The organism is Candidatus Methylobacter favarea, assembly GCF_902806695.1.
In the GTDB taxonomy this organism is placed as follows: domain Bacteria; phylum Pseudomonadota; class Gammaproteobacteria; order Methylococcales; family Methylomonadaceae; genus Methylobacter_B; species Methylobacter_B favarea.
Window position 1 is genome coordinate 37,174 of sequence record NZ_CADCXN010000043.1, and the last position, 23,769, is coordinate 60,942.

The following is a 23,769-nucleotide window of genomic DNA, read 5'->3' on the forward strand; positions in this document are numbered from 1 at the left end:
GCCTGTTTACAGTCTGAAAGTCGAGCATCAGAGTGAGAATACTCACCGGCCGTCGCGGCCCGCCGGCCTCGAGGAACTCACGGCATTCTCCGAAAAACCGGAGCTATCGTCGGGAGAAAACTCAGGCTGCCGGGCGACCAGTTCCACTTTTGCTCCCTCCCGTAATTTATCAGCGCCGTCCACCACGATCAGTTCATTGGCTTTAAGCCCTTCCAGCACAGCCACCTTTTCGCCCTCGGCAGGACCCAATTTTACCGGCCGCACCGTCACTGAGCGATCTTCCCTGATTACCACATAAACAAAAGTACCCGGTATGCCTCTTTGAATCGCCGAAGCCGGTATGATGGTTATCCCGCGCAGCGTATTCAGAGTCATTCTGACATTGACGAACTGATTTGAGAAAAGAGTCTTGTCTTCATTATCAAACTGGCCTTTGAGCTTAATGGTTCCTGTGGTCGGATCAATTTGATTGTCCACTGCCGCCAGATACCCCTGGGCGAGTTTGATCTTGCTTTTGCGGTCATAGGCTTCAATCGCCAGGGTTTCGCCGCTATGGACTCGCTCCATTACAGCCGGCAGATCATCTTCCGGTAAAGTGAACACCACGGCTATAGGCTGGATCCGGGTAATGACTACCAGCCCAGTGGCATCAGAAGCCTGGACAATATTGCCCTGATCCACCAGCCGCAAACCCAGGCGTCCCGTTACAGGAGCCGTAATCCGGGCATAGCTTAGCTGCAGTTTGGCGTTTTCAACCTGGCCGCGGTCTGTTTCGACAATTCCCTGATATTGTTTGACCAGCGACTCCTGGGTGACGGTTTGCTGCGCGGCAATGGAATCCTGCTCCAGCAATGTTTGGTACCGGTGCAGATCGACCTGCGCATTTTTCAACAGGGCTTCATCGCGCCGCAGTTGGCCTTTGGCCTGCATAAGCTGTACCTGGAAAGGGCGCGGGTCAATTTCAGCCAACAGATCGCCTTCCCGAACCATCTGACCTTCCTTGAAAGCGACCCGGACAAGTTCTCCGTCAACCCGGGATTTCACCGTGACCGTACTCAGCGCCGTAACCGTTCCCAGGCCGGTCAGGTAAACAGGAAAATCGCCCCGGTCAGCGGCTTCAGCTACAACCGCTATGGGTGAATCGCTATGCTTATACGTTCCTGATTTTTTATCATGTTCATCTACCGCTTTATTAAAGCTAATAAAATAGACCGCTGTGGCAATCAAAAGAACTAGAGCTGACCCGGTTAACCAGGGATATTTTCGTTTTGTTTTCACCGGCGGCAGTTCTTTGTCTTCTCCTAACGTCATCAGTCATCCGGTTACACGTATTATTAAAGGAGGGTAAATTGGTCAAGCCGGGTTTACGGCAAGTGTGCTGTTCATCAGTTTAGTATAACGATTAAAATCACAAGCACTGTGCAGCAATTGTGAAAAAAGTGTGTAAGCAGGTTCCGTTTATGGATAAAAAATCGCTTGTTGCAAATGGCTGCGTATCATTTCCAGGGAGTTAAAGAGCCAATTAACTCCACCAGGCGCCGGGTCAGGCAAAGTAATCTACTCAGCTGTCAGGAGGATATCAATTAATATTGTCAATCTTCAAACAGATTAAATTTGCATAATTTTTATGGCTTGTAATGCGGTGGTTCCGATTGTGTCTGCTGCTGTCCCGCTATCAGAAGCCGCGCCAGCCGGCGCAAGCCATCGGAAGATATTTCCAGACCGAAGGGGGCGCTTATATTTTCGAGTTCGTAAAGCGCATCGGTAGCTGCTATAAGTGTTATATAGCGCAAGCCTTGCATCCCAGGCGCTTCCTTCGCTACAGCGCTTAAGACCGGGGACAGACGTTGCCAGGTATGCGTAAAAAATGCGCGCACCGGATCGGCGCTGTCAGGATCATGCTCTTTTAAGCCGGCCTGAAAGGCGCTTCGGGAATCTTTGAGAATTTGCAGCAGTGTTTCACGCAGTTCAGGTAATTCAGCGTCATCTGAAACCTGTTTAATCGCTGTGCTTAAAAAGACATCCCATTGCTGCCATGCAGCTTGCCATTGTTTTTGCTCGGTCTCGCTAAACGGTGCAGCCGGCTTTGGATTTGCTGTATTTATTTTCGCAGGCGCATCAAAAACAAGTTTAATGTTAAGGCCGTTCTTTCCGGCATTGACCTCGTCAAACCTTAGAGAGTTGAGCATATCCTGAGCTTGCATAACCTTATTTTTAGGGAAAAACTGCGCCAGTGTTTGCCCAATGCTTCGGCGCGATTCATTTAAATCAACTTTTACTGACGCCAGTCTGGGCTCGGCGAAGCGTTTAATCAATTCCTGAAGTTTATCAATAGCCAAATGACGGCCCTGGCGATCATAAGCGCCGGCCCTGGTAATGGGAAAGCTCAGAATAGAACGATTCGAGTCGAGAGCCGGCTGCTGGAAAGTTTCTAAAACACCGGCCCATTCCAGAATTGTTAAACAGTCTCCGCCCATGCCTGTGCCGAATTTTGCCTGCACCTCGTTTACCAGCCGTATCTGGCCGTTTTGACCCTCAACATTCGGGTTGGACAGCTTTAGATAACTGCATCCATAACGGTCATTCCATAGCTCGGCGCTGTGTTCCTTGCCGGTGTAAAGCTGGGCGATAATCGCCTTTTTAATCAAGCTGTAATCAATTTGCACAGGGACGCTGAGCTGATCGGCTATGCCGCTGCGGGAAATACCCAATAAAAAACTGAAAACGGTAATTATGAAATATTTATTCATAAATTTTTCTCAAAAAGAAACAAAGAACTTCGAAAATCAAACATATCTTCCAGATTAACGCTGACCATTCATTCCGGCACGGTAAGAGGGGTCTGCAGCGGAATAAACACGGTTGGCCGGGGCCCGACCGGTTCAGCCGGCGGCCGCCTGAAGCTTGTGAATAGACGGCCAACAAATAAATAGTTGCTAATGACGAGCATATCCTCCAGCCTGCAAGATCGAAGCGGCAAAAATAGCCAGCCTTCCAGGATCAGTAATAAGCGAACGCGGCGCATAAATGTCATCCGGCATAAGAACCGCCGAAAAAAGATATTTTTTACGGCGGTTCTACCTACATCATTCCCATTACAAATGCCTGAATGAGCAGAAAAATTTCGGCCCTTCGATAACGCATAAAGCGTATAGGCTTCTATCAATTGACAATAAGAAATCGCAGAGGACCCCTGAAAGCTTTACCTGTACATCAAATTCAAGAGTACAAACATGCTGATGCAGCGCATAAAGCAGCATTGTAGAATAAAGCGGCAATAATTTTGATAGCATGACTGGAAATTGAAATCAGACAGGAAGAGTGTAATTTATGCAGATGAACAAGAAGTGAACTAAACTTTCTTATATTAGCATAACCCAGCCTGATTAATGCTTGACAGTCCTCGAAATGACTCCTGAATCGGGACACATTAGCTATTGCCCGTCCCGCTTCATTCATCATAGAATGATTGTTTTCATCCTTTTCCAGAGTCTTAAAATGTCCGATAAAATTTGGTTCAGAACCGGCGAAGCCACAGTATTTTCCAGCGCAGGCCAAGGCACAGACGCTATGCCTGAAATCCTCATCGGCAGCGTAAAAGGCCCCGCCGGCCATGCTTTCGCTACGCTGATGGGGCAGACTGAAGGTCATACCCGCATGTTCGCAATTCGAGCCTGTAATCAGCAGGTACGTCCCGCTACCTTAATGGTGCCTAAAGTCACTATTAAATCCACAGCCTATGTGAACTTGTTTGGCGGGCCTGTGCAATCGGCCCTAGCGGACGCTGTTCTGGACAGTGTTATTGCCGGCGTGCTTCCTGCCAATGAAGTCAATGATTTGTGCATTATCGCGATGATCTGGATTGCTCCCGAATGTGCGACCAACCCCGATCTGGATCGCAAGGATTTATACCGCACCAACTATGAAGCCATGAAACTGGCTATTTCGCGCGCCATGAGCAATTCGCCCAGCATTGAAGAACTGATTGCCAACCGGAATAAAATCGTCCACGAAATGTACGATCCCGAAACCGGCGAATCCCAGTGGTAAAAATAAACCGACTCTAGACCATGAGTAAAACAGACCTGGAGGCGTGTGCCGAGTGTGATTTGCTGCTTAATCCTGCTCGGCCGGCACTTGGCGAAAAAGCACGCTGCCCGCGCTGCGGATATCTTCTTCAACGTCCGCGCAAACAAAGCATTGAGCGCACTCTCGCCCTGTCTATTGCCGGATTGATATTGATTTTCCCGGCCAACCTGCTGCCGCTGGTGGGCATAAAAATCCTGGGCAATACCCGCGACGGCAATATATGGTCCGGAGTCGCCGCCTTATTTGGGGAAAATATGTGGGGAGTGGCGGTACTGGTGTTTTTGGCCAGCATCCTGTTTCCGCTGCTTAATATTATTTTATCCTTGCTGATCAGCGGCCATCTTTATTTTAAAAAGCCAAATCCTCATCTCGCGCGCTGGATGCGCTGGCTGCAGCATCTGGATGAATGGGCAATGCTTGAAGTTTATACCCTGGGAATTATTGTCGCCTGCGTTAAGCTTGCTTCCATTGCTGAACTTAAATTCGATTTTGGCCTGTACGCCTTCATCGCTTTACTGATTATCACGGGCATGCTATCCAGCAGCCTGGATGAATACCTGTTCTGGAGACATATTGGAGAATTACGCCAGAAAGTTGGCCATGAAAGTTGAAAAAAGCGCTCTAACTCAAGGTCTTATCCGTTGTCACGATTGCGGTCGTTTAGCAAAACAAACCAGTCACACTAATCACTGCCCGCTATGCGACAGCCGCCTGCATGCCCGGACATCCAACAGTTTTCAACGCACAGCCGCATTACTGCTGAGCGGAGTCTCGCTTTATATCCCGGCGAATATTTTTCCGATTATGACGGTTAGCCAGTTCGGCGTCGGCGAGCCGCATACTATAGTTGGCGGCATTATTGCCTTAATCCATAGCGATATGATCCCGATAGCCATGCTGGTGCTGATTGCCAGCATTCTGGTGCCTTTACTGAAACTGCTGGGGCTTGGTTTGCTGTTGCTGTGCGTTTATTACCGCTGGCAGGTAAACGCCCGTCTGTGGACCAACATGTATCGAATTATTGCTTTTGTGGGCCGCTGGTCTATGCTTGATATTTTTATGATTTCAATCCTTGTTTCTCTGGTTGACCTGGGCGGAGTCGCCCAGATTATTGCAGGGCCCGCAGCGACAGCATTTGCCGCTGTCGTGGTATTAACCATGTTCGCCGCCAAGAGTTTTGATCCGCGTCTCATCTGGGACAGTCAGCAATAAAATGAATCATTTTAACGAATCTTACGATGCAGAAAACGTAACCATCAATAAAAAATCTGAATTTCCGCTGGTATGGCTGCTGCCTTTATGTGCGCTTTTAGTCAGCGGCTGGCTGATTTATAAATCCGTTTCGGAAAAAGGCCCGGTTGTCACCATCAGTTTTCCCACTGCCGAAGGTCTGGAAGTGGATAAAACCAAAATCAGATATCTTGACGTGGAAGTAGGCAAAGTAACGGCCATCTCAATCAATAATGATTTGAAAACCATTCTGGTTACCGCACAGATGAGCAGGAACGCAGAGGATTATTTGAATAAAAATACCCGTTTTTGGGTAGTACGGCCTCAAGTCGGCTTAGGAGGAGTTTCCGGTCTTGGCACCTTGCTATCAGGACCCTATATAGAAATCAAACCCGGCGATGGGCCGGCGCAGGAGCATTTTACCGGACTTACTCTTCCTCCGCGGCTAAAAAACGATGCGCACGGCAAGCAATTTATCCTGGAAACAACCAACCTGGGCTCCATGCGCCCCGGCACACCCATCAATTTTCACGGCATAAGCGTTGGCGAAGTGCTCAGTCATGAGTTATCTGCTGCCGCAGATGCCATACGGTTAACTGTATTTATCAATGCGCCGTACGACCAGTTTGTCAGAAAAAATACCCGCTTCTGGATAGACAGCGGCGTCGATTTATCGGCCAGCGCTGACGGCTTTAAAGTCCGAACCGGCCCATTGATTTCATTACTAAGCGGCGGCATTGCTTTTCGCGCCTCCCCGCATGACAAGCCGGAAAACAGGCAGCCTGAAAACAGTATTTTTCAACTGTATGATACCTACGAGCAGTCTACGCAGGTCGTTTATCAGAACACCTTAAAATACGTGATGTATTTCAACGGCTCGGTACGCGGATTAACAGAAGGCGCGCCTGTCCAATTGCGCGGCATACCTATCGGCAAGGTCACACGCATCAGTCTGGAGCTCGACAACAAAACTGCGGAAATCCGCATTCCCGTATGGGTTGAGCTGGAACCTGAGCGTATAAATAATGTTAATAACCGGCACAATGTCAGTGATAAGGATATTATGGCGCAGCTGATTAAAAAGGGTTTGCGGGCCCAATTGCAGACCGGAAGCCTTTTAACCGGACAATTGTTGGTTGATCTGGATTTTTATCCGAAAAGCAAAATTGTCTTGAACGATAACAAGAGTGTGTTTCCCGAATTTCCGACAACGGCCAGTTCGCTGGATCAGTTTACCCATTCTGCCAACATAATAATGGATAAAGTCGCCAAACTGCCTTTGCAGGAGTTGACTACAGAAGCCAATAAAACCCTGCAATCCTTACAGGGCACATCAACAGCCGCAACCACTATGCTGGTAACCGCTAAAGGCACCCTTGGCAGTGCCGGCAAAACCATAAATTCAGCACAGCAAGTGTTGAATACTCTGGAGCCGGGTTCGACCACCCACTACGAACTGGACAAGCTGATTGAAGAGATTACCCAGGCTGCAGGCTCGGTCAAGCAGCTGGCCGATTATCTGGAGCAGAATCCGGGCTCGCTGCTGCGCGGTAAAAATAAAGAGTAATGCAAAAAGCATATGATCAATAAACTCTTGAAAGGGTTGCTATTGCCCTCAATGATTGGCGCCCTGCTCTCAGCCTGCGCATCAACGCCATCGACAAATTTCTATGTGCTGGAACCGCTGAGCGGGCTAACACCCTCAGTAACCAAATCAGTTAATAAACCCCTGATCGGCATTGGCCCGGTGTCTATGCCGGCTTTGCTTGATCGCAAACAAATCGTAACGAGGACTCAAAATGGCAGTGTACAGATCGCCGAATTTCATCAATGGGCATCGCCCTTAAAAGAAAATGTCGTTCAGGCATTAACGCATAATCTGGCGGCTTTAAGGCCTGATTACCTGGTAAGAACCTATCCCTGGAGCGCCTTTGGCTCAGTTAACTATCGTATTATCGTGGATATTCTCAGATTCGATACCAATCCCGGCAAGTCTGTGAATCTTGAAGCCAACTGGGCAATAATGGATGAAAAAAAACAGGCTTTGATAAGCAATGGCCATTCAGAAATCGAACATCCATTTAGTGACGCCTCCTATCCAGGCGCAGTCAATGCATTAAGCGAAATACTCAGTGAATTCAGCCGGGAATTATCCTTAGAAATCGGTCAGATAAACTAAAGACCGCGTAAAATCACCAGCCTCTCGCTATAGTAATTTATTCAAAAACCGCAAATCCAGCCGTTTCTCCGTGCAGGCAAGCTGTTATTCAAAGTGACTCAGCAAGCTGATCAGAAATGGCAAAATTGATGGCTGAATATTAAAAGTTATTATAAACATTCTCGCGCGAAGCTCTATGTATCGATAGAATATATAGTTTTAATTGCGTTAATCGAGAATAGTATTATGAAATTCAATGCCTTTTTTATCGGCTTCTGCCTGGCTATATCCTTCAGCAGCTTTGCGGGTGAAAAAACACTTATCAAAATCGGCGTTCAGGCATACGGCACGGCGGATTGGGAATTAGCGGCTCTGCAAGACGACCCGCAAACGAAGTCAGCGGATTTTATAATCAAAAAACAGCCTCTAGCCAATGCCGAAGCTGGCAAGATCGCCTTGCAATCCGGTGCTGTCGATATGATTGTTTCTGACTGGATATGGGTTTCCAGCCTACGTTCCAGCGGCGAGGATTTCACTTTTTATCCGTATTCTGGCACATCGGGGGCATTGGTTGTGCCTGAAGACAGCCCTATTCATTCGATAAAAGACCTGCAAGGCAAACGCCTGGGAATTGCCGGGGGTGAACTGGATAAGAACTGGTTATTGCTGCAGGCTTTGGCGAAACAAGAGCAGATGGATTTGAATGCTGCCGTGGAAAAAGTCTTTGGCGCGCCGCCGCTTATTAATGAGCAGATCAAACAAAACCGGGTGGATGCTGTGCTTAATTACTGGCACTTTGCCGCAAGGCTCGAGGCTCAGGGTTACCGGCAAATTATTGACGGCAGAGGCATTTTAAAAGGCTTAGGGATTAAGGAAAATGTGCCCAGCCTTGGCTATGTCTTTAAGGAAAGCTGGGCAAACAATCACAAACAAGCACTAGACAACTTTTTCAAAGCCAGCAAACAGGCTAAAAACCGGCTTTGTACATCGGATTCAGCCTGGCAAAAAATAATCCCTTTAACCCGGGTAGATGATTTGCCTACCCAAACCAGACTTCGCCAGCGTTACTGCGAAGGCAATATCGAGCAGTGGGGAAAGCAGGAACAACAAGCCGCAGAACGCATTTATACGATACTCCACACTCTGAGCAACAGGCAACTGACAGGTAATTCTGAGCATCTGCAACCAGGCACATTCTGGTCGGCTCACTAATAAATTTATTTTGATCAAGCTCGAAAATTATTTGCCTGGCCTGTCATTACTGGCTTTTTTAGCGGTCTGGCAGGGCATGGCATTTTATTTAAACAGCAATATCCTGCCGGCTCCGGCCCGGGTAGCCAGCGTTTTCTGGCAAAGCTGCCTATCGGGGCAACTGCCTTATCATCTGGGTGTGACCTTGCTCAGGCTGGTGATCAGTTTTTCTATCGCAATGCTGCTGGGTTGCGGCCTCGGCATAGTGCTGGGGCGCAATAAAAAACTCGACGCCTTCTTTGATAACTGGCTGGTCATTTTTCTGAATGTCCCGGCCTTGGTCACCATTATCCTGTGCTATGTCTGGTTTGGATTGGTCGAATCGGCGGCAATAATGGCTGTTGTCATTAACAAACTGCCGAATGTCATCGTTACCATTCGGGAAGGCACCCGCACGCTGGATCAGGATTTGCTGGATATGGCCCGCTGTTATCATCTCAGCAAGCGTAAAACGCTGGTTCATGTTATCTGGCCGCAACTGCACCCTTTCGTCATGGCGGCAACCCGCTCGGGTCTGGCATTGATCTGGAAGATCATCCTGGTGGTCGAGCTATTAGGCCGCAGCAACGGCATGGGCTATCAGCTGCATTTATTCTTTCAACTGTTTGATGTCGCCGGCATTATGGCTTACACCATTGCCTTTGTTGCCGTCATCCAGCTGATTGAACTTGCGATTTTAAAGCCGCTTGATAGACAATCCCGGCGCTGGCGGCGATAAGATGACGCATATCCAAATTAACATAAACAGCAAAATCTATCCGGCCGTCCAGAAAGCAGGCCAGCATTTAGCCATCGCAGATCTCAAGCTGACGCTCCATTCCAATGAATTTATCTGCCTGGTAGGGCCTTCCGGCTGCGGCAAAACCACGCTTTTAAACATTATCGCCGACCTGGACCCTGACTACGAGGGCGAAATCATAGTCGGCCGGCAGCACGCGCATCCCAAAATCGGCTATATTTTCCAGAATCCCCGTCTGCTTCCCTGGCGTACAGTGAGGGAAAATATTGAACTGGTGCTGGAGAGCAAGCAGCGTGCGGATATTATCGATCCTTTGCTTGAAACAATGCAATTAACGCAATCCCAGCATGTTTATCCTGAACGGCTCTCGGTAGGCATGAGCCGCAGAGTCTCAATTATCCGCGCTTTTGCCGTGGATCCTGAGGTTTTACTGATGGATGAGCCTTTTGTATCGCTGGATGCCCCGACGGCAAGGCAAGTCAGGGAACTGTTATTGAAACTGTGGCAGCAACGTCCGCATACGGTTTTATTCGTTACCCATGACCTGCGTGAAGCCATCGCCCTGGCCGACCGGATTGTCTTTTTATCCGCCGCGCCGATGCATGTCATCAGTGAAATCACCGTGCCTATTCCCAGAAATGACCGCGATAATGAAGCCGCCCTGGAATCATTCCGCCAACAACTGCTGCAGAATTATCCCGACATAAAAAAACTATTGTAATAGCCTGAAATACTTGCGCATTTCTGTGAAAGCCGCTATCTGAACCAAGGACGATTGCCTCCTTATCAGCGTAGCGGTGCAGAGGGTTTTTTTTTAGCCACCTCATGCATAGTGATTCTCACTTTATTTATAAAACATCATGAGACCTGCTCATTATGAAATACCTTAATGATTCAGGATCTCAATAAAACCAGGGTAATCCGATTTAGCATGATGTATTTATCTTTCTTGCAATTGTCCCGTGACAAGATTTTAATAGAAACTTAAGTGATCGGGGTTATTAAATCGGTTATTAATACAATAAGCGAATCGGTTATAGGGCAGATACAAATTATGGCTCTATACAAATCACCGACGAAGATCATCGCTATGCGGTGCCGTTATTCTGAAGTCAGGCAAGCACTTTTCACTAATCCTTATCAGAAGATAGGGGGCGCAGAGGACGCAGCGCCGCTGCCTTTGTATGAAGTGACGGTAGGCAGACTACGGAAAGGTAGTTTGCCGTTCGGTAAACCCTGGCGGTTCCTGCAGGCAGTGGAGAGGACGGTTGATCCCGAGGCAGATTTACGCTGGGGCGGCGATGGTAAGGACTTTCGCCGCCTGTTGCATCCTAATGTTGTGTGTCTTGCCGGTTGGTGGGAAATTAATGAGGAAATCGATTATTCCGGCTATTTTAAAAAAGCAGCCCTCTACTAATGATAGGCCGATATTCGACCTGTTGCACAGAGACCTGACGAGGCCATATACGTGCCTTGGCAATGGCAGGCAAGCTCCACCTTACCACCGATGCCAATCATACCGAATCTTTATCCGTTAAAGACAACTCTCTTTTAATATTGACGTTTCCGATACAGGCGATACCAAAGGCACGGCGGTTTTTCAGCGGCGCAGCATCAGCAATTAGCCCACTATCGGCAAAATAGCCGTTGCGGAAACGGTGGTATCTTACACGGGTAATTTCATACTCCACTTCAACCATCCCAGCTGGCGCAATAATCATAATGAGACGTCCACAGCAACCCGGCCAGACTAGCGCCAAGGGCGCTGAACGGCTTTAAAATTCTGCGCTCTTCAGTAAAATTAAATAGCGGGCGCCTGCTAATTGGCAAATTTATCGCGCTTTGAACGTTATTATTAAGGTGGACGGAAATAACGTGCTGAGCGCTAAACAGGAGACTCATTGGCGGCAATATCGCCGCGATAATTACTGAACATTTTCCGAAAAATTAACAATGACTCAAACTGAAGCTGGGTCAAAACCCTTCTCAACCTCGGCGTTATTGATAGCAATAAGAAATTTCAGCGTCATAAATCAAAGCGCCCTGGGGGTTTTTCAATCTTGACTGAAGATCAAGAGCCCCTGCAACTGACAAAGCTGCGTGGCCTTTCCGCGCGCGGATTGAGGCGAAGGGCAGGCCTCGTCCGGTCATGGGCCTCATCTCTAATGGAATGTTTCCTTATTGCTAAGAAAATCACGAAAAACTTTCTTACTACCCCTCATAAAGATACAGCACCTAAAATCGCAATGATCATTCTTGTATACGGATCAACCTGTCAGCCGGACGGATGATAAGCCTCGGCTTCCGATGAGCTGGCAAATAGCACATGACTAATCTGCGACTTAACAATAGCATCATTAGGCTTGCCAACCTATACGGTACGCATAACAGCCGTTGATCCAACCGGATAGTCAACATAAAATACTGGTTTCAGCCGCTCCGGATTTCGTTGCTGAATGTACCGGGATAAATATTGCACGACCCCATCATTCAGATTATTAACCTCTCTATAGTGAGGCGTAGCAGATTGAGTTATACAGGGGCGTAGTAATTTAAATTTCAATGTTAATCCGTTGAACAAGTTCAATGCTTTCAATTGTGATATGAAATGTATAGCCATCTTTCCTTGAAGAGTTGTTTCAAGAAACTAAACCCCCGCGTTTGTCCGGAATCTGCTGTTTGTCAGGTTAGCAGCCGGCTTGCGGGGTTGATTTGAATTCCGGCCGGGGCGAGTAGAGCGTACCGGTTTGGGCGGCTCGGGCGGGGCTATTTCAGAGGCTTCAAAACCGGCGATTTGTTCACGTTTAATGCTATTGCCGATCAGCTTTTCAATCAATCGCAAGAAACTATATTCCTCATGAGATACCAGCGATATGGCTTGACCTGCTTCTCCGGCCCGCCCGGTACGGCCGATTCTGTGCACGTAATCTTCAGGAGCGCGGGGCAGTTCAAAATTGACCACATGCGGCAGCAAGGCAATATCAATACCTCTGGCCGCCACATCTGTTGCCACCAGCACGCGGATTTCTCCGGCTTTAAAACCTGCCAGGGCACTGGTTCTGGCTCCCTGGCTTTTATTGCCGTGTATAGCGGCGGCCTTGATATCGACTTTGTTGAGCTTTTCGGTCAGCCGGTTAGCGCCGTGTTTAGTTGTAGTAAATACCAAAACTTGCCGCCAGTCTTTTTCTTTTATCAAATGACAAAGCAGTTTCGCTTTATCGGTTTTATTGACAAGATAAGCGATTTGTTCGACCAGTTCTGCTGCGGTGTTACGGGGAGCAACTTCAATCTTGATGGGATTTACCAGCAGGCCGATGGTGAGCTTGCGTATATCATCGGAAAAAGTCGCTGAAAACAGCAGGTTTTGGCGTTTTTTTGGCAGCAGGGCGATGATTTTACGAATATCGCGAATAAATCCCATGTCCAGCATGCGATCAGCTTCATCCAGCACCAGGGTTTCCACTTTATCAAGTTTTGCTGCATTCTGACTGATCAGATCCAGAAGCCGGCCCGGGGTAGCTACCAGTACATCGACGCCTCCGCGCAGGCGCATCATTTGCGGATTGATTTTCACGCCGCCAAAGACGACTTCGGTTTTTAGGCGGGGATGCAGATGAGCGCCATATTTGCCCACCGATTCCCCGACTTGAGCGGCCAGTTCTCTGGTGGGAGTTAAAATCAATACTCGTACGGGGCGATTATTGCCGTAAGACTTTTGGGAAATTCGATGCAGGATAGGCAAGGCAAATCCTGCTGTTTTGCCGGTGCCGGTTTGGGCTGCGGCCAGTAAGTCATGGCCGCCTAAAACAGCCGGAATGGCCTGTAACTGGATCGGGGAAGGTGTGGTATATCCGGCATCAGCAATGGCGCGTAAAAGCGGAGCTGATAAACCGAGGGTAGAAAATGGCATAATATAGGGTCTCTATGAAAAGCTGTGTTGCTGTTGATCTCAGTCTGGCAGCTGTGTGAACGATGTAATGTTAGGTTTTAAAACCCGCCACGAACGGCCGGCGTTGATCCCTGTGAATTAAATGGAAAGCGGCATTGCTTGCGTAGAAAAAGGATTGCTAATTGCAGGTAAAGTGTTTAATGCCCAGCGGCATTAAACAAATGGTGCCCCGAGGCGGATTTGAACCACCGGCCTGTCCCTTAGGAGGGGAATTTATAGCTCTTTTAAAACAACGCATCATGAAGCATCTTATTGATTGTTAATTAATTATTGTTAAGTACTGTAAGTGTAAGTAAGCCGATGTTAAGATAATAAGCACTTATATTTCACTTATTAACTTTCCGATGCAAATTACTCAAAAGCTATTACAGAATGCCAAACCGAAAGAAAAGCCCTTTGAAATCCGCGATAGCCGTCTTAAAGGATTTATTCTTCGGGTTCAGCCTTCCGGCTCCATGTCCTTCATTTGCGAATACGCGCGCGGCAAGCGCATCACAATTGGCAAGGCCAACGTCCTCACCTTAACACAAGCCAGAAATAAAGCCAGAGAACTATTAGGCCGCCATGCGACCGGCGAAGACATGCAGGCGGAGCAAAAGAAGCCCAAGACCTTTGGCGATTTCGTTAACGATGATTATCGCCACTGGGCGCAGGCCAATATGCGCACCGGCGTGAAGCGGTTCTACGAACTTAAATTGTATTTTGGCTTTTTGTTTGCTATGCGCCTGGATGCCATCCAGCCCTATCACATTGAAAAATGGCGACTGTCCGAGCACGCAAAAGGCAATAAATTTTCAACCATACGGCGCAATGAAACCACATTAAAAGCGGCCTTAAACAAAGCGGTAGAGTGGGGCTTTATTGCCGTTAGTCCCTTAGCCGGCACCAAGCCGGTCAAGAGCGAAGACGACCGCATTGTGGCTTATCTCGATGCCGATCAGGAGCGACGGCTGATAAAAGCCGTTAATGACCGGGAGGCGCGTATTAAATCCGGACGGGAATCTGCCAATGAGTGGCGGCGCGTTCGGCATTATGAGGTCAAGCCCAGCATCACCGGCTTTGCCGATCACTTAAAACCAATGATTATTGTGTCGCTGAACACCGGGCTTAGGAAAGGCGAATTACTGTCATTAACGTGGTCAGCGGTCGATTTCGGGAACAGGGTGTTGACCGTTACCGGCGCCAATGCGAAGAGCGGCCATAGCCGCCATATCCCGATGAATAAACACGTCATCGAGACGTTAAGGCAATGGCGCTTGCAGGCGGACAGCGCTTTTGTGTTCCCCGGCATTAATGGCGGCAAACTGCCGGATATGCCTAAAAAGCCCTGGATAGCCGTGCTCAAGGCAGCGGGCATCACGGGCTTTAGATGGCATGACATGCGCCATAGTTTTGCAAGCCGCCTGGTGATGGCCGGGATTGATCTTAATACGGTCAGAGAACTGTTAGGGCATTCCGATTTAACAATGACCTTGCGTTATGCGCACCTGGCTCCGGAACACAAGGCCGCAGCCGTCAAAGTGCTGGAGCAATGAACATGGATGTTCAGAAAATGGACGAGACCGACAAACTGAATTTCATTATCGGAGCCCTGAAAAACAAGCCGGCATTGATTGATGAGATTGTCGAAAAAGCAGCTTCAGAATTGGATGAACCGGACAGAAAGACTTTATACACGTTGGTGGTCGCTACCAAAGGGTACATGGCCAAAATGGAAAAATACCATAATGCCAAAGACAATGCCGTGCCCGGCGAATATTTATTGTTTGCCATCGAGCATGCCTGCGCGCTTAATCGCGTGATTCCCCATTGGGCGCGGCAGGCTTTTCACGATTGTTGGCACAGTTATAGAAGCTATGACGTTAACACTTTTTCAGATGCCTTCCATCTGGAAAAAAGGCGAAACATTGCCCAAAGAAGGAAAAGGTGGATGTTGCAATATCTGGTATGGGGCGATGTTATCAGACTGCATAGGGAGAGCCCGACTAAAAATCCTATAAGCCGCTCTACCTTTGACAAAGTAGCGAAGAAATACGGCATTAGCGGCGGCACAGTCAGAGATATTTACTATGAAGTTTCCCCCAAACAAGAAATAAAAAAAGTAAAAAACCAAGCTAAAACAAAGACTTCCAAAAAACAGACCTAGTTTTTTGGAATTATTTTTTAAAAAATAACAGGTAATCTATAACCGTCATTAACTTTAACAGCGGCTTTTAAATGGTTACTCAAAATCAAAATAGAACAATGGACGAAGCCAGAGAATGGCTCCGCATATCTCAACCCACGCTCTACAAGCTGATCAATGAAAACAAGCTGAAGACCTATAAAATCGGCCGGCGGCGCTTTACGACAATCCAGGAGCTGGAAAACTTTGTTCGACAGCAGGAAGACGAGGCCCAGCCGTGAACCTGAACTATTTTTTCGGTTTTGACATTTTTTGGCTAGTTTTTGTCACGGCAAATCCGTAAATATGCGTCTTTGTTAAATCGTATGAAAAAATGATTACCTCTCCAGAAAAATCAAGCAAAAAAAAACCGGCCAATTAACTTAACTAATTAGCCGGTTTTTCTGTCCCAAGAAATCTCACACCGCAAGGGTATTATACCCGTGGGATTCAGGGATGGGAAGGCCGGCAAGGATAAAAAAATGGAATATTTTGAAAAATCCGCGTCTAAAAAAATCGATTTTGACGTAATCAATTCAGCCGCGCTCAATGGTTTTGAGGGGCTGCTGCATCAATGGCTGCCCGACGGCAAACAAGCCGGGGCAGAGTATAAAGCCCGCAATCCCACCCGCCATGATGACCATCCCGGCTCATTTCTAATTAACACCCAGACGGGCCTATGGAGCGACTTCGCCACCGGCGACGGCGGCAAAGATCCAATATCGCTATATGCCTACCTCTTTTGGCGGGACAACCAAGGCGCAGCCGCAAAAGCGCTGGGTGATTTGCTTGGGTTAGATAAAAACCTGACCAAACCCGACAAACCCCAAAAAACAAAAACCGAATGGACACCCATAGTGCCGCCGCCGGATGCCACTGAGCCGCCTAAAGCGCATCCGTATCGCGGCCTGCCGGAGGCTAGTTGGTGTTACCGGGATATAGACGGGCAACCTATCGGCTATGTGTACCGTTTTGAAAAATCGGACGGCAGTAAAGAGGTTTTGCCGCTGAGCTGGTGCCGGAACTCCCAAACCGGCCAGCAGGAATGGCGCTGGATGGCGTTTTTTGAGCCCAGGAGCCTGTATGGTCTGGAAAAGCTAAAGTCCCGGCCGGAGGCCACAGTTTTAATTGTTGAGGGCGAAAAATGCGCCGATGCAGCGGCCAAACAATTGCCGGATTTGCTCTGTCTCACCTGGCCGGGAGGCTGTAAAGCCGTAGCTAAAACTGACTGGATGCCATTGGCGGGGCGGAAAATCATCATCTGGCCGGATTGCGACGCGCAGCAAGATAAAACCGGCCTGTTGCTGCCGGAAGACCAGCAGCCGGGCGCAATGGCCGCAAATCAAATCGCGGCTATATTACAGGCGTTAGGCTGCCGGGTATGGATGATAACCCTGCCGCTGCCGGGCGAGAAAAAGCATGGCTGGGATGTAGCAGACGCGATTGATGAGGGCTTGACCGGCGCTAGCTTGCGGGATCATGTCCGTGCCCATTCCCGGATTTGAATAAGGCGGGCAAAACCGCAGAAATCCTAAATGCTCATTTCGGGCCACCGCCGGCTGAAAGCGCAGAGGACGATTTATTAAATCCACCCCCGAAGATGGATGCGGCCGGCTATCACGGCATTTTGAGCGACATCGTCACAATTGCCACGGCCTCATCCGAGGCATCAAAAATCGCAGTCGCGGCGAATTTCCTAGGGAGTTTCAGTGCATTAATCGGCCGGGGAGCGTATCAATATATCGGCGACGGCATCTGTCATGCTAGGCCGTTTTTCTTGCTTGTTGGGCGAACCGGAAAAAGCCGAAAGGGTACGTCAGAGTACACAGTGCGGCGGATTTTCGACGCCGCGGAAGCCTTGTTGGAGGGTCATTTGCCGCCCTTAAAGCGGCATGAAGGGGGCCTGAGCACCGGCGAGGGGCTGGGCTGGAGCATCCGCGACAAAGTTGAGGATGACGACGGCGGGGACAACGGCGGAACAACCGACAAAAGATTATACGTTGTTGAGGCCGAATTTGCCTCGGCGATGGCCGCCGCGAGCCGCGATAAATGCACGCTCTCGCCCACGATCAGGATGGTATGGGACGGCAAAACCATAGCGCCGCTAGTAAAAAATGCGGCCTGGGCAGCAACCGACCCCCATGTTGTGATTAACGGCCATATCACCGCCGCCGAACTGCTGGCAAAAATGACCGATGTTGACGCGCTGTCCGGGTTTTTAAATCGGTTCGTGATTTTGCACGTGGTGAGACCAAAACTGGTGCCATTGCCCCGCCGAACCGAAAAAGAAACAATTGAAAACATGGCTAAACAGGTAGCCGAGGCCGTCAGATTTGCCATTGGCGATGATGTTACCGCCGGCAATACTCTGGCCGTTACCCTCTCGCCGGATGCTGTTAAATTCTGGTGCGGTCACTATCCGGCTTTAACAGCCGAGGAAGACGGCATTGCCGGGGCGCTGTTGGTACGCACGGAAATCTATTGCCGTATGCTGGCCATGATTTTTGCCTTGCTGGACGGAACGGCCCTAATCGAGCCGCCGCACATTGATGCCGCGCTGGCCTGGGTGAACTACTGGCGGGATAGCGTACGTTATATTTTCTGTACTCTGGCTGCCAAAGCAGAGGCAGAACGCCTGCAAGGTGCCGCTGCTGACATTCTCGAGTTTATAGGGCTGCACCCAGGCTGCAGCAGGACTGACATCACAAACGCATTCAAAAATCGGAATTCTAGCCAGGAGATAGCCGGTGCGCTCAATCATTTGATGAATTCGGCCCCCCCGATGGTTAAATTCAAAAAGGTGCCCCGGCCGGACGGCAAGGCCGGCAGCCGCAAAATTTTGTATTGGGTTACATAACCAAATTTTTCAGCCTCGTGTAGAAATTAGAGAAATTAGGTAACTTAGAAGTATATCAAGGCTTACAGCCAAGAAATTAGCCAGAAATTAGCAAGAAATTAGCTTTTTTAATTCATAAAAATTTCGTGTCAAAAGCTAAATTCTGCCTAATTTCCCTAATTCGCAAACCCCGCAGGCCGCGCCAGCTCTCTAATTCCCCTAATTTCTCTAATTTCTGGACTAAATATTATAAAAACCGGCACGCATTAAACAGGTGGACAGGTGGACGGATTATTTGAAGGGGGCCAAAGGTACTTCCAGATGTTTTGTCAGTGCGGGTGCAAATGCCCGCACTTTAGCTGTAGGCAGTGGCCCTGAAAGTTACTGATTAAGGCTTGTCGTTAGCGGGTTAACCTCGCAAAGCCGGAAAAACTACTTTTTTTTACAGGATTTTCAAAGTGTTAAGCAATGTAAGAAATCGAGGGACGCAGGCGGATTTAGCGCGGATGCTGGGCATAAGCCGCTCGGCGGTATCTTCAGCCTTCCGAAAGCACAATATCCAGCTCGCTATTGACGGCAAAAAATTCGATCTTGATTACGCCGCCTGGCTATTGAAAGAAAAACAGAATCAAGTCAAAAGCCGAGCGCAGCGGGCAGCGCCTAAACAATTGCCGGGCCTGAAGAACCCCAAAACCAAACGCGAAATTATTCGCAGCCTATGGGAAATCTGGAATCAGGCCGTTATCGATACCCTGAAAAACCGGGCTGAAATATCTCTTGAGTCTCAAGAGGACAAGGAGGATTTAACGGAATGGTTGTTTGCCCTGTCCGGTTTTTGGCACGCATTCCACGACATTTGCGACAAAGAATTTCCGCCTGATATAAGCGATTTCCCGTTCCGAAAACCGGATGCACTGAATTTTAGTTACCCGGAAAACCCGCTGGATATTATTATCGCCTTGCTGGCCTGCGATGTTGAACCAGCAGAGGCGATGGCAGACCCGGATACGGAAACCGTTCCTTCGCCGGCTGAAGGCGGTGTAAGCAATGGCTGACGACAAACTGACCCGCATAAAAACCCTGCTCGCTGCCGGATTGCCATTGCCGCCTGATATTGCCGCCTGGTTGATTGCAGGACTCGATGAATTCAGCTCCGGGCGCTGCAAAACCCTGTGCCTGGCGCTGGGTCTTCGGAAACGCGGCCAGTCCTCTCACGCGACCCGCAAAAAAATCGAATGCCGCAACGCCTGTCTTAAAAATATCGCGCAACTGTATCCCGGAACGCCCTGGCAGCGGGCCTGTATTATTAGCGAACAACTGAACCGCTATCCACGCCTGCCGCCGGAAGAAAAAGCTATGTACGGCTATTTGAAGTCACTGGAAATCAATATCCCTTCTCTGGCCATGATCCACAAAATCCTGAAAACTGACTAAATTAAACAGGGTATTTTGATTTAAGAAGAAACCCGGCATCATGAAAGCCAATGAAATTCAAGCGTCAAAAACCCATGTCTAGCCATCTATTAACTGCAACCTTTACCCGCGCAAAGGCTGATTCCGAAACGCGCAGCGTCCCGGCCGTGCTGTCCACGGAAACGCCGGTAAAACGCGGCGATTATCAGGAAATCTTGGCGCACAAGACTGATTCCGTGGATTTGTCCCGATTCCCTTTGCCTGTCCTGGTTGGCCATGACAGCGACAAGATTAATATCGGCATTGCCGAAAATCCGATTATCGACGGCGGGCGCTTGCGGGCCGATGTTCGATTCGGGGCGAGCGAGCAGGCCAGGCAGCTATTCGAAGACGTGAAAAGCGGCATTGTCCGGGGTTTAAGCGTCGGTTATCAATGGCTGGACTTTATTGAAACCGGAATGACTACAACGGTAACGCGCTGGCAGCCCTTTGAAGTATCCATTATTGCCATCCCTGCCGATCAAAACGCAGGCTTTTACCGAGGAAAAACCATGCCAGACCAAGACCAAAATACCGGCGCAGACGATGCCAAGACCGCAACCCCTGGCGATGATAACACTCATCAACGGGCGATAAAAAAAGAACGCGAGCGCATAGCCCGGATTCGCAAGTTCGGGCAAATGTCCAGTACCGATGAAGCGGTCATTAATGACCTGATCGAGCGCGGCGTCGGCAAAGATGAAGCCGTCGAAGTCATGAATGAGAAATGGTGCGCCCGAGTCGATGCCGAAACCAGCCGGGGCGATACCGGCCATTATTGTCATAGCCGAGGCGCGGCGCATGAGGATATCAGAGCCGCAATTGTCGACGGTCTTCTGATGCGCTCCGGTATTCCGGTTGAAAAACCGCATGCAGCAGCCGCAGATTTCCAATCCACAAGCATCCTCGAAATCGCCAAGATATTACTGAGGGATAGAGGCGATTACGGTACCAATCAATCCCCGGCGGCAATCCTGAAACGGTCAATGTCCACATCGGATTTGCCGGATTTATTGAGCAATGTCGCCAACAAAGCCATGATAGCGGGCTTTGACGGCACGGAAACCACGCATGACGCCTTTGTCACTTTTAGGCAGGTTGCCGATTTTAAACCTCAATCACGCCTGGCATTGAGCGCGTTCGAATCGCTCCTTGAAACGCATGAACTCGGCGAAGTCATCTACTCCGCACTAAACGAGGCCAAAGAAACCTATCAGATTGCCAGTTATCAAAGGGCTATCTCTTTTTCCAGGCAAATGCTGATTAATGACGATTTAAGCCAGCTTACGGATATGCCGGCCCGGATGGGCGCTGCAGCAAAACGCAAGGAATCCGATCTGGTCTATTCGATTTTGACCGGCTCTCATATCATGGCCGATACGATAGAGCTGTTCGCCGCCGCGCGCGGCAATCTTATCGCTAACGTGCTGGACGCAGCCGGATTATCAGCCGCCGTCAGCGTGTTGCGCAAAGCCAAGGATATAGGCGGTTTTGGTTATCTGGGTCTGCGCCCTAAATGGCTGGTTGTCGGCCCGGATCAGGAAATGGCCGCGCTGCAATTGCTTGCTACCCTGAACAACCCAACGGCTAACGCCGCTGCAGTGCCAGGGTCTGATTTTGCCCGAATAAACCTGATAGTCGAGCCGCGAATAGAAAGCCCGTCCATCTGGTTTTTACTCGGTGAAGGCATGGAACGGATTGAGGTTGGGCATCTGGATGCCAACGGCATAAGCTTCGAAAGCGAACAGAGTTTTAACGATGACGCCACGCATATGAAGGTTCGCCTCGATGCCGGCGCGAAAGCCCTGTCGCCGCTCGCAATGGTTAAATCCACCGGCGCGGGCTAATGAGTTTGGGCGTCTTGCTGGCCGTCCGAACGCACGTTTTTTCGGTTATCGTGATATAGAATAAACCGTTTTATCCCTGGGACATCTCGAATTGACTGAGCCCTGTCCAGGTGAGGCACTGAGCCTGCCAAGAGATAAAATGCTCGCATAAGCCCGGTTTTTACCGGGTTTTTTGTGCGCCCGTTTCCTAACCAATGGAGAAAAAATAATGATTTTAACCGTGGGCGAACCTTACCCGCTGTCAGCGGCTTTCAACTCTAACGTGCGTCCTGTCAGCGGCTTTTTAACAAGCAGTATTATCAAGGCTTAGGGAGAACAAATGATTACTTTAACCGTAGGCGAGACTTACCCGGTTCCTGTTCCTGACGAAGCCGGGGCGCATGTGCGGCTGCTGATCCGGCCCGGCAATTACGTTCAACTGGTTATCCCCGGCATGACCGGGCAGGAAGAAACCGCGATCAATTCCGGCTTGATAAAGGTCGGCCTGATGTACGAAGCCGGGGCCATGCTGATCCTGTTTCAGTTCCATGATGCCGAAGGATTGCCGCTGATGTTTTACGAAGCGCCCTTTGATATCAAGGCATGGCCGTCAGATATTCGCCGCCTGCCCGATGTTGAAAATTCAGAGCAGAGATTGCCGATTGACATCCACGCGATTGACGAAAACGGGATATTCAGGGCCTTGCGCCATGTCTTCATGCCGCCTGACATGACTCTGAAATTCTTGCTGGCGGTTCAGGACCAAATGGCCGCGCTGCCTAACCCGGAACGGGTAACAAGCTGGCTGGACGCAGATCCTAAACTACGTCAATACGAAGGCTGGATACTGGAAAATTGAGCAAATGCTATCGAAAAAAAGCTAACTTTCCGCTAAGTTCCCTAACTTTCCAACCCCGCAGGCCGCGCCAGTGCTCTTTTTTACCTATATTTCCTAATTTCCGGACTAAATAAAATAAAAACCGGATGACAATCACGCAAATCGGATAAAGAAACAAAGAAACAAAGAAAGAAATAACGTCAGTTAACCGCCGCTCACAGCAACTTGACCAAAGCCGCGACCAAGCCGATAGCTAATGCCATGAGGCCGCCCAGCTTAATAATCAATCGCTGCTCAAGCTGAATAAACCGCGCCTCCATATCACGGCGCAAATCGTCAATATCACGGCGCAAATCGTGAATGTCATTTTGCGTTGCAAGCTCAGCCTCGCCTTGGGCATCCTTGAACGCTTCTGAAAAAGCTTCTGCCTGTTGCTCAGGGATGCCGGCGTCTTTCAGCGTCCTGATGAATTTATGTGTGTCAAAGGTAATTGTAGCCATTAGTCTGCCTTAATCTGTTTGGCACCGCCTTGCACTTATATTTCACTTATATATTTTTTTAGAGTGATTCAATAATTTGTAACTTATTGATTTTATTGGTGCCCCGAGGCGGATTTGAACCACCGGCCTGTCCCTTAGGAGGGGACCGCTCTATCCAGCTGAGCTATCGGGGCAAAATAAAAACAATTTTACCATAAGCCCAGTATTTAGTTCTTTTCGTTTTCTTATTTTTTCTGTTTCCAGCACGGAAATATAACGATCCAGTTGTTTCTGATTTTGGGGCGGTAAGTTATTAAAATATCCCCGGTTGATTTGCAGGGTTCAGTTTATTTGAAGAACTTGTTGATAAATCGAAAAAAAAGGTATGGACGTCAACCAAACTGATCAGGCGGTCTGTTTAGGCGCTGGAGAAATATTCAGAACAGAAGCCATTGCAATTCCTAGACATGAGCAGCGCTGCGGTAAGAAATTTTTCGGGAAAACGAATTTTATCTTTAAGAGTGGTATTCGGGATTCCACGATGATTTCTTTCAGGTTTCTGCCAGTATTGGGTTTGCAGTTACTAAAATTCATACTGACTGGTATGGCGGGATAATTTTTATGAATAGCTTGTAATACGCATCTCAAAAAGCCCCCGGACAAAAATTAACCTGAGCCTGAGCGGATTGAAGCCAGGGAAAATGAGTCAGCTGCGTGAGCTGACCGGTATCACGGGTCAGCGCCAGCCAAGCGGTTGC

General features: G+C 48.9%; 24 protein-coding genes and 1 tRNA gene. 19 read left to right on the top strand and 6 right to left on the bottom strand.

Annotated elements, in window-relative coordinates; translation table 11 throughout:
- Positions 1–42: 42 nt before the first annotated feature.
- Positions 43–1,311, bottom strand: a complete 1,269-nt coding sequence (locus HUX64_RS03895; RefSeq protein ID WP_174624929.1) for an MdtA/MuxA family multidrug efflux RND transporter periplasmic adaptor subunit — start codon at positions 1,309–1,311, stop codon at positions 43–45.
- A gap of 314 nt (positions 1,312–1,625) precedes the next feature.
- Positions 1,626–2,750 (bottom strand): hypothetical protein, encoded by a 1,125-nt coding sequence (locus HUX64_RS03900; protein WP_174624930.1) that lies wholly within the window; start codon positions 2,748–2,750, stop codon positions 1,626–1,628.
- 748 nt (positions 2,751–3,498) lie between these two features.
- Between HUX64_RS03900 and fae the strand changes: the two genes are divergently transcribed.
- The 9 genes from fae (at position 3,499) to HUX64_RS03945 (ending at position 10,884) form a co-directional block, all read left to right on the top strand.
- Positions 3,499–4,050, top strand: a complete 552-nt coding sequence (gene fae, locus HUX64_RS03905; RefSeq protein WP_174624931.1) for a formaldehyde-activating enzyme — start codon at positions 3,499–3,501, stop codon at positions 4,048–4,050.
- A 20-nt stretch (positions 4,051–4,070) separates the two neighbouring features.
- Positions 4,071–4,700 (top strand): paraquat-inducible protein A, encoded by a 630-nt coding sequence (locus HUX64_RS03910; protein WP_174624932.1) that lies wholly within the window; start codon positions 4,071–4,073, stop codon positions 4,698–4,700.
- Positions 4,690–5,301: a paraquat-inducible protein A gene (locus HUX64_RS03915; RefSeq protein ID WP_174624933.1), complete on the top strand. Its 612-nt coding sequence runs from the start codon at positions 4,690–4,692 to the stop codon at positions 5,299–5,301. The genes HUX64_RS03910 and HUX64_RS03915 overlap by 11 nt, the downstream gene beginning before the upstream one ends.
- Position 5,302: 1 nt before the next feature.
- Complete coding sequence (locus HUX64_RS03920; RefSeq protein ID WP_174624934.1) at positions 5,303–6,886, top strand: PqiB family protein; 1,584 nt, start codon at positions 5,303–5,305, stop codon at positions 6,884–6,886.
- Positions 6,887–6,898: 12 nt separating this feature from the next.
- Positions 6,899–7,498 (top strand): PqiC family protein, encoded by a 600-nt coding sequence (locus tag HUX64_RS03925; RefSeq protein ID WP_174624935.1) that lies wholly within the window; start codon positions 6,899–6,901, stop codon positions 7,496–7,498.
- A gap of 225 nt (positions 7,499–7,723) precedes the next feature.
- The gene (locus tag HUX64_RS03930; RefSeq protein ID WP_174624936.1) at positions 7,724–8,689 is read left to right on the top strand and encodes an ABC transporter substrate-binding protein; all 966 of its coding nucleotides are present in this window, start codon (positions 7,724–7,726) and stop codon (positions 8,687–8,689) included.
- A 10-nt stretch (positions 8,690–8,699) separates the two neighbouring features.
- A complete protein-coding gene (locus HUX64_RS03935; RefSeq protein WP_217426423.1) occupies positions 8,700–9,446 on the top strand; it encodes an ABC transporter permease in 747 nt (248 codons plus the stop codon).
- Between the two features lies 1 nt (position 9,447).
- Positions 9,448–10,188 carry an ABC transporter ATP-binding protein gene (locus HUX64_RS03940; protein ID WP_174624937.1) on the top strand — a complete coding sequence of 247 codons (741 nt, stop codon included), beginning with the start codon at positions 9,448–9,450 and terminating at the stop codon, positions 10,186–10,188.
- A 333-nt stretch (positions 10,189–10,521) separates the two neighbouring features.
- Positions 10,522–10,884, top strand: a complete 363-nt coding sequence (locus tag HUX64_RS03945; protein WP_174624938.1) for a hypothetical protein — start codon at positions 10,522–10,524, stop codon at positions 10,882–10,884.
- Between the two features lie 97 nt (positions 10,885–10,981).
- Here HUX64_RS03945 and HUX64_RS03950 read toward each other — a convergent pair whose 3' ends face one another.
- Positions 10,982–11,188 (bottom strand): hypothetical protein, encoded by a 207-nt coding sequence (locus HUX64_RS03950; RefSeq protein WP_174624939.1) that lies wholly within the window; start codon positions 11,186–11,188, stop codon positions 10,982–10,984.
- Between the two features lie 926 nt (positions 11,189–12,114).
- Positions 12,115–13,377 carry a DEAD/DEAH box helicase gene (locus tag HUX64_RS03955; RefSeq protein WP_174624940.1) on the bottom strand — a complete coding sequence of 421 codons (1,263 nt, stop codon included), beginning with the start codon at positions 13,375–13,377 and terminating at the stop codon, positions 12,115–12,117.
- A gap of 383 nt (positions 13,378–13,760) precedes the next feature.
- Here HUX64_RS03955 and HUX64_RS03960 point away from each other — a divergent pair, with 383 nt between their 5' ends.
- The 9 genes from HUX64_RS03960 (at position 13,761) to HUX64_RS04000 (ending at position 22,553) form a co-directional block, all read left to right on the top strand.
- On the top strand, positions 13,761–14,951 hold the full coding sequence (locus tag HUX64_RS03960; protein WP_174624941.1) for a site-specific integrase: 1,191 nt from the start codon (positions 13,761–13,763) through the stop codon (positions 14,949–14,951).
- Between the two features lie 2 nt (positions 14,952–14,953).
- The gene (locus HUX64_RS03965) at positions 14,954–15,562 is read left to right on the top strand and encodes a hypothetical protein (RefSeq protein WP_174624942.1); all 609 of its coding nucleotides are present in this window, start codon (positions 14,954–14,956) and stop codon (positions 15,560–15,562) included.
- A 71-nt stretch (positions 15,563–15,633) separates the two neighbouring features.
- Complete coding sequence (locus tag HUX64_RS03970) at positions 15,634–15,822, top strand: helix-turn-helix domain-containing protein (RefSeq protein ID WP_174624943.1); 189 nt, start codon at positions 15,634–15,636, stop codon at positions 15,820–15,822.
- A gap of 240 nt (positions 15,823–16,062) precedes the next feature.
- Positions 16,063–17,085 (top strand): DUF6371 domain-containing protein, encoded by a 1,023-nt coding sequence (locus HUX64_RS03975; protein ID WP_174624944.1) that lies wholly within the window; start codon positions 16,063–16,065, stop codon positions 17,083–17,085.
- A 95-nt stretch (positions 17,086–17,180) separates the two neighbouring features.
- The gene (locus HUX64_RS03980) at positions 17,181–18,437 is read left to right on the top strand and encodes a hypothetical protein (RefSeq protein WP_174624945.1); all 1,257 of its coding nucleotides are present in this window, start codon (positions 17,181–17,183) and stop codon (positions 18,435–18,437) included.
- A 437-nt stretch (positions 18,438–18,874) separates the two neighbouring features.
- Entirely contained in the window at positions 18,875–19,471 is a 597-nt protein-coding gene (locus HUX64_RS03985; RefSeq protein ID WP_174624946.1) for a helix-turn-helix domain-containing protein, read from the top strand.
- Positions 19,464–19,850, top strand: coding sequence for a hypothetical protein (locus HUX64_RS03990; protein ID WP_174624947.1), 387 nt, complete (start codon positions 19,464–19,466; stop codon positions 19,848–19,850). Before HUX64_RS03985 ends, HUX64_RS03990 begins: the two co-directional genes overlap by 8 nt.
- Positions 19,851–19,924: 74 nt before the next feature.
- On the top strand, positions 19,925–21,715 hold the full coding sequence (locus HUX64_RS03995) for a phage major capsid protein (protein WP_174624948.1): 1,791 nt from the start codon (positions 19,925–19,927) through the stop codon (positions 21,713–21,715).
- A 319-nt stretch (positions 21,716–22,034) separates the two neighbouring features.
- Positions 22,035–22,553, top strand: a complete 519-nt coding sequence (locus HUX64_RS04000; RefSeq protein WP_174624949.1) for a hypothetical protein — start codon at positions 22,035–22,037, stop codon at positions 22,551–22,553.
- A gap of 194 nt (positions 22,554–22,747) precedes the next feature.
- Here the strand turns inward: HUX64_RS04000 and HUX64_RS04005 are convergent, their stop codons facing one another.
- Together HUX64_RS04005 and HUX64_RS04010 are read right to left on the bottom strand one after the other, a co-directional pair.
- Positions 22,748–23,032, bottom strand: a complete 285-nt coding sequence (locus tag HUX64_RS04005) for a DUF1640 domain-containing protein (protein ID WP_174624950.1) — start codon at positions 23,030–23,032, stop codon at positions 22,748–22,750.
- 96 nt (positions 23,033–23,128) lie between these two features.
- Positions 23,129–23,205: transfer RNA gene (locus HUX64_RS04010), tRNA-Arg, on the bottom strand.
- Between the two features lie 191 nt (positions 23,206–23,396).
- Here HUX64_RS04010 and HUX64_RS04015 point away from each other — a divergent pair.
- Positions 23,397–23,627, top strand: coding sequence for a hypothetical protein (locus HUX64_RS04015; protein WP_174624951.1), 231 nt, complete (start codon positions 23,397–23,399; stop codon positions 23,625–23,627).
- The last annotated feature ends 142 nt before the right edge of the window (positions 23,628–23,769 follow it).

Coding starts and splice junctions, on each gene's coding strand:
- HUX64_RS03995 (WP_174624948.1), top strand. CDS start 19,925: ATGTCTAGCCATCTATTAACTGCAACCTTTACCCGCGCAAAGGCTGAT.
- HUX64_RS03900 (WP_174624930.1), bottom strand. CDS start 2,750: ATGAATAAATATTTCATAATTACCGTTTTCAGTTTTTTATTGGGTATT.
- HUX64_RS03920 (WP_174624934.1), top strand. CDS start 5,303: ATGAATCATTTTAACGAATCTTACGATGCAGAAAACGTAACCATCAAT.
- HUX64_RS03945 (WP_174624938.1), top strand. CDS start 10,522: ATGGCTCTATACAAATCACCGACGAAGATCATCGCTATGCGGTGCCGT.
- fae (WP_174624931.1), top strand. CDS start 3,499: ATGTCCGATAAAATTTGGTTCAGAACCGGCGAAGCCACAGTATTTTCC.
- HUX64_RS03950 (WP_174624939.1), bottom strand. CDS start 11,188: ATGATTATTGCGCCAGCTGGGATGGTTGAAGTGGAGTATGAAATTACC.
- HUX64_RS03895 (WP_174624929.1), bottom strand. CDS start 1,311: ATGACGTTAGGAGAAGACAAAGAACTGCCGCCGGTGAAAACAAAACGA.
- HUX64_RS03965 (WP_174624942.1), top strand. CDS start 14,954: ATGGATGTTCAGAAAATGGACGAGACCGACAAACTGAATTTCATTATC.
- HUX64_RS04005 (WP_174624950.1), bottom strand. CDS start 23,032: ATGGCTACAATTACCTTTGACACACATAAATTCATCAGGACGCTGAAA.
- HUX64_RS03940 (WP_174624937.1), top strand. CDS start 9,448: ATGACGCATATCCAAATTAACATAAACAGCAAAATCTATCCGGCCGTC.
- HUX64_RS03910 (WP_174624932.1), top strand. CDS start 4,071: ATGAGTAAAACAGACCTGGAGGCGTGTGCCGAGTGTGATTTGCTGCTT.
- HUX64_RS04000 (WP_174624949.1), top strand. CDS start 22,035: ATGATTACTTTAACCGTAGGCGAGACTTACCCGGTTCCTGTTCCTGAC.
- HUX64_RS03915 (WP_174624933.1), top strand. CDS start 4,690: ATGAAAGTTGAAAAAAGCGCTCTAACTCAAGGTCTTATCCGTTGTCAC.
- HUX64_RS03925 (WP_174624935.1), top strand. CDS start 6,899: ATGATCAATAAACTCTTGAAAGGGTTGCTATTGCCCTCAATGATTGGC.
- HUX64_RS03955 (WP_174624940.1), bottom strand. CDS start 13,377: ATGCCATTTTCTACCCTCGGTTTATCAGCTCCGCTTTTACGCGCCATT.
- HUX64_RS03980 (WP_174624945.1), top strand. CDS start 17,181: ATGGATGCGGCCGGCTATCACGGCATTTTGAGCGACATCGTCACAATT.
- HUX64_RS04015 (WP_174624951.1), top strand. CDS start 23,397: ATGGACGTCAACCAAACTGATCAGGCGGTCTGTTTAGGCGCTGGAGAA.
- HUX64_RS03930 (WP_174624936.1), top strand. CDS start 7,724: ATGAAATTCAATGCCTTTTTTATCGGCTTCTGCCTGGCTATATCCTTC.
- HUX64_RS03970 (WP_174624943.1), top strand. CDS start 15,634: ATGGTTACTCAAAATCAAAATAGAACAATGGACGAAGCCAGAGAATGG.
- HUX64_RS03990 (WP_174624947.1), top strand. CDS start 19,464: ATGGCTGACGACAAACTGACCCGCATAAAAACCCTGCTCGCTGCCGGA.
- HUX64_RS03975 (WP_174624944.1), top strand. CDS start 16,063: ATGGAATATTTTGAAAAATCCGCGTCTAAAAAAATCGATTTTGACGTA.
- HUX64_RS03960 (WP_174624941.1), top strand. CDS start 13,761: ATGCAAATTACTCAAAAGCTATTACAGAATGCCAAACCGAAAGAAAAG.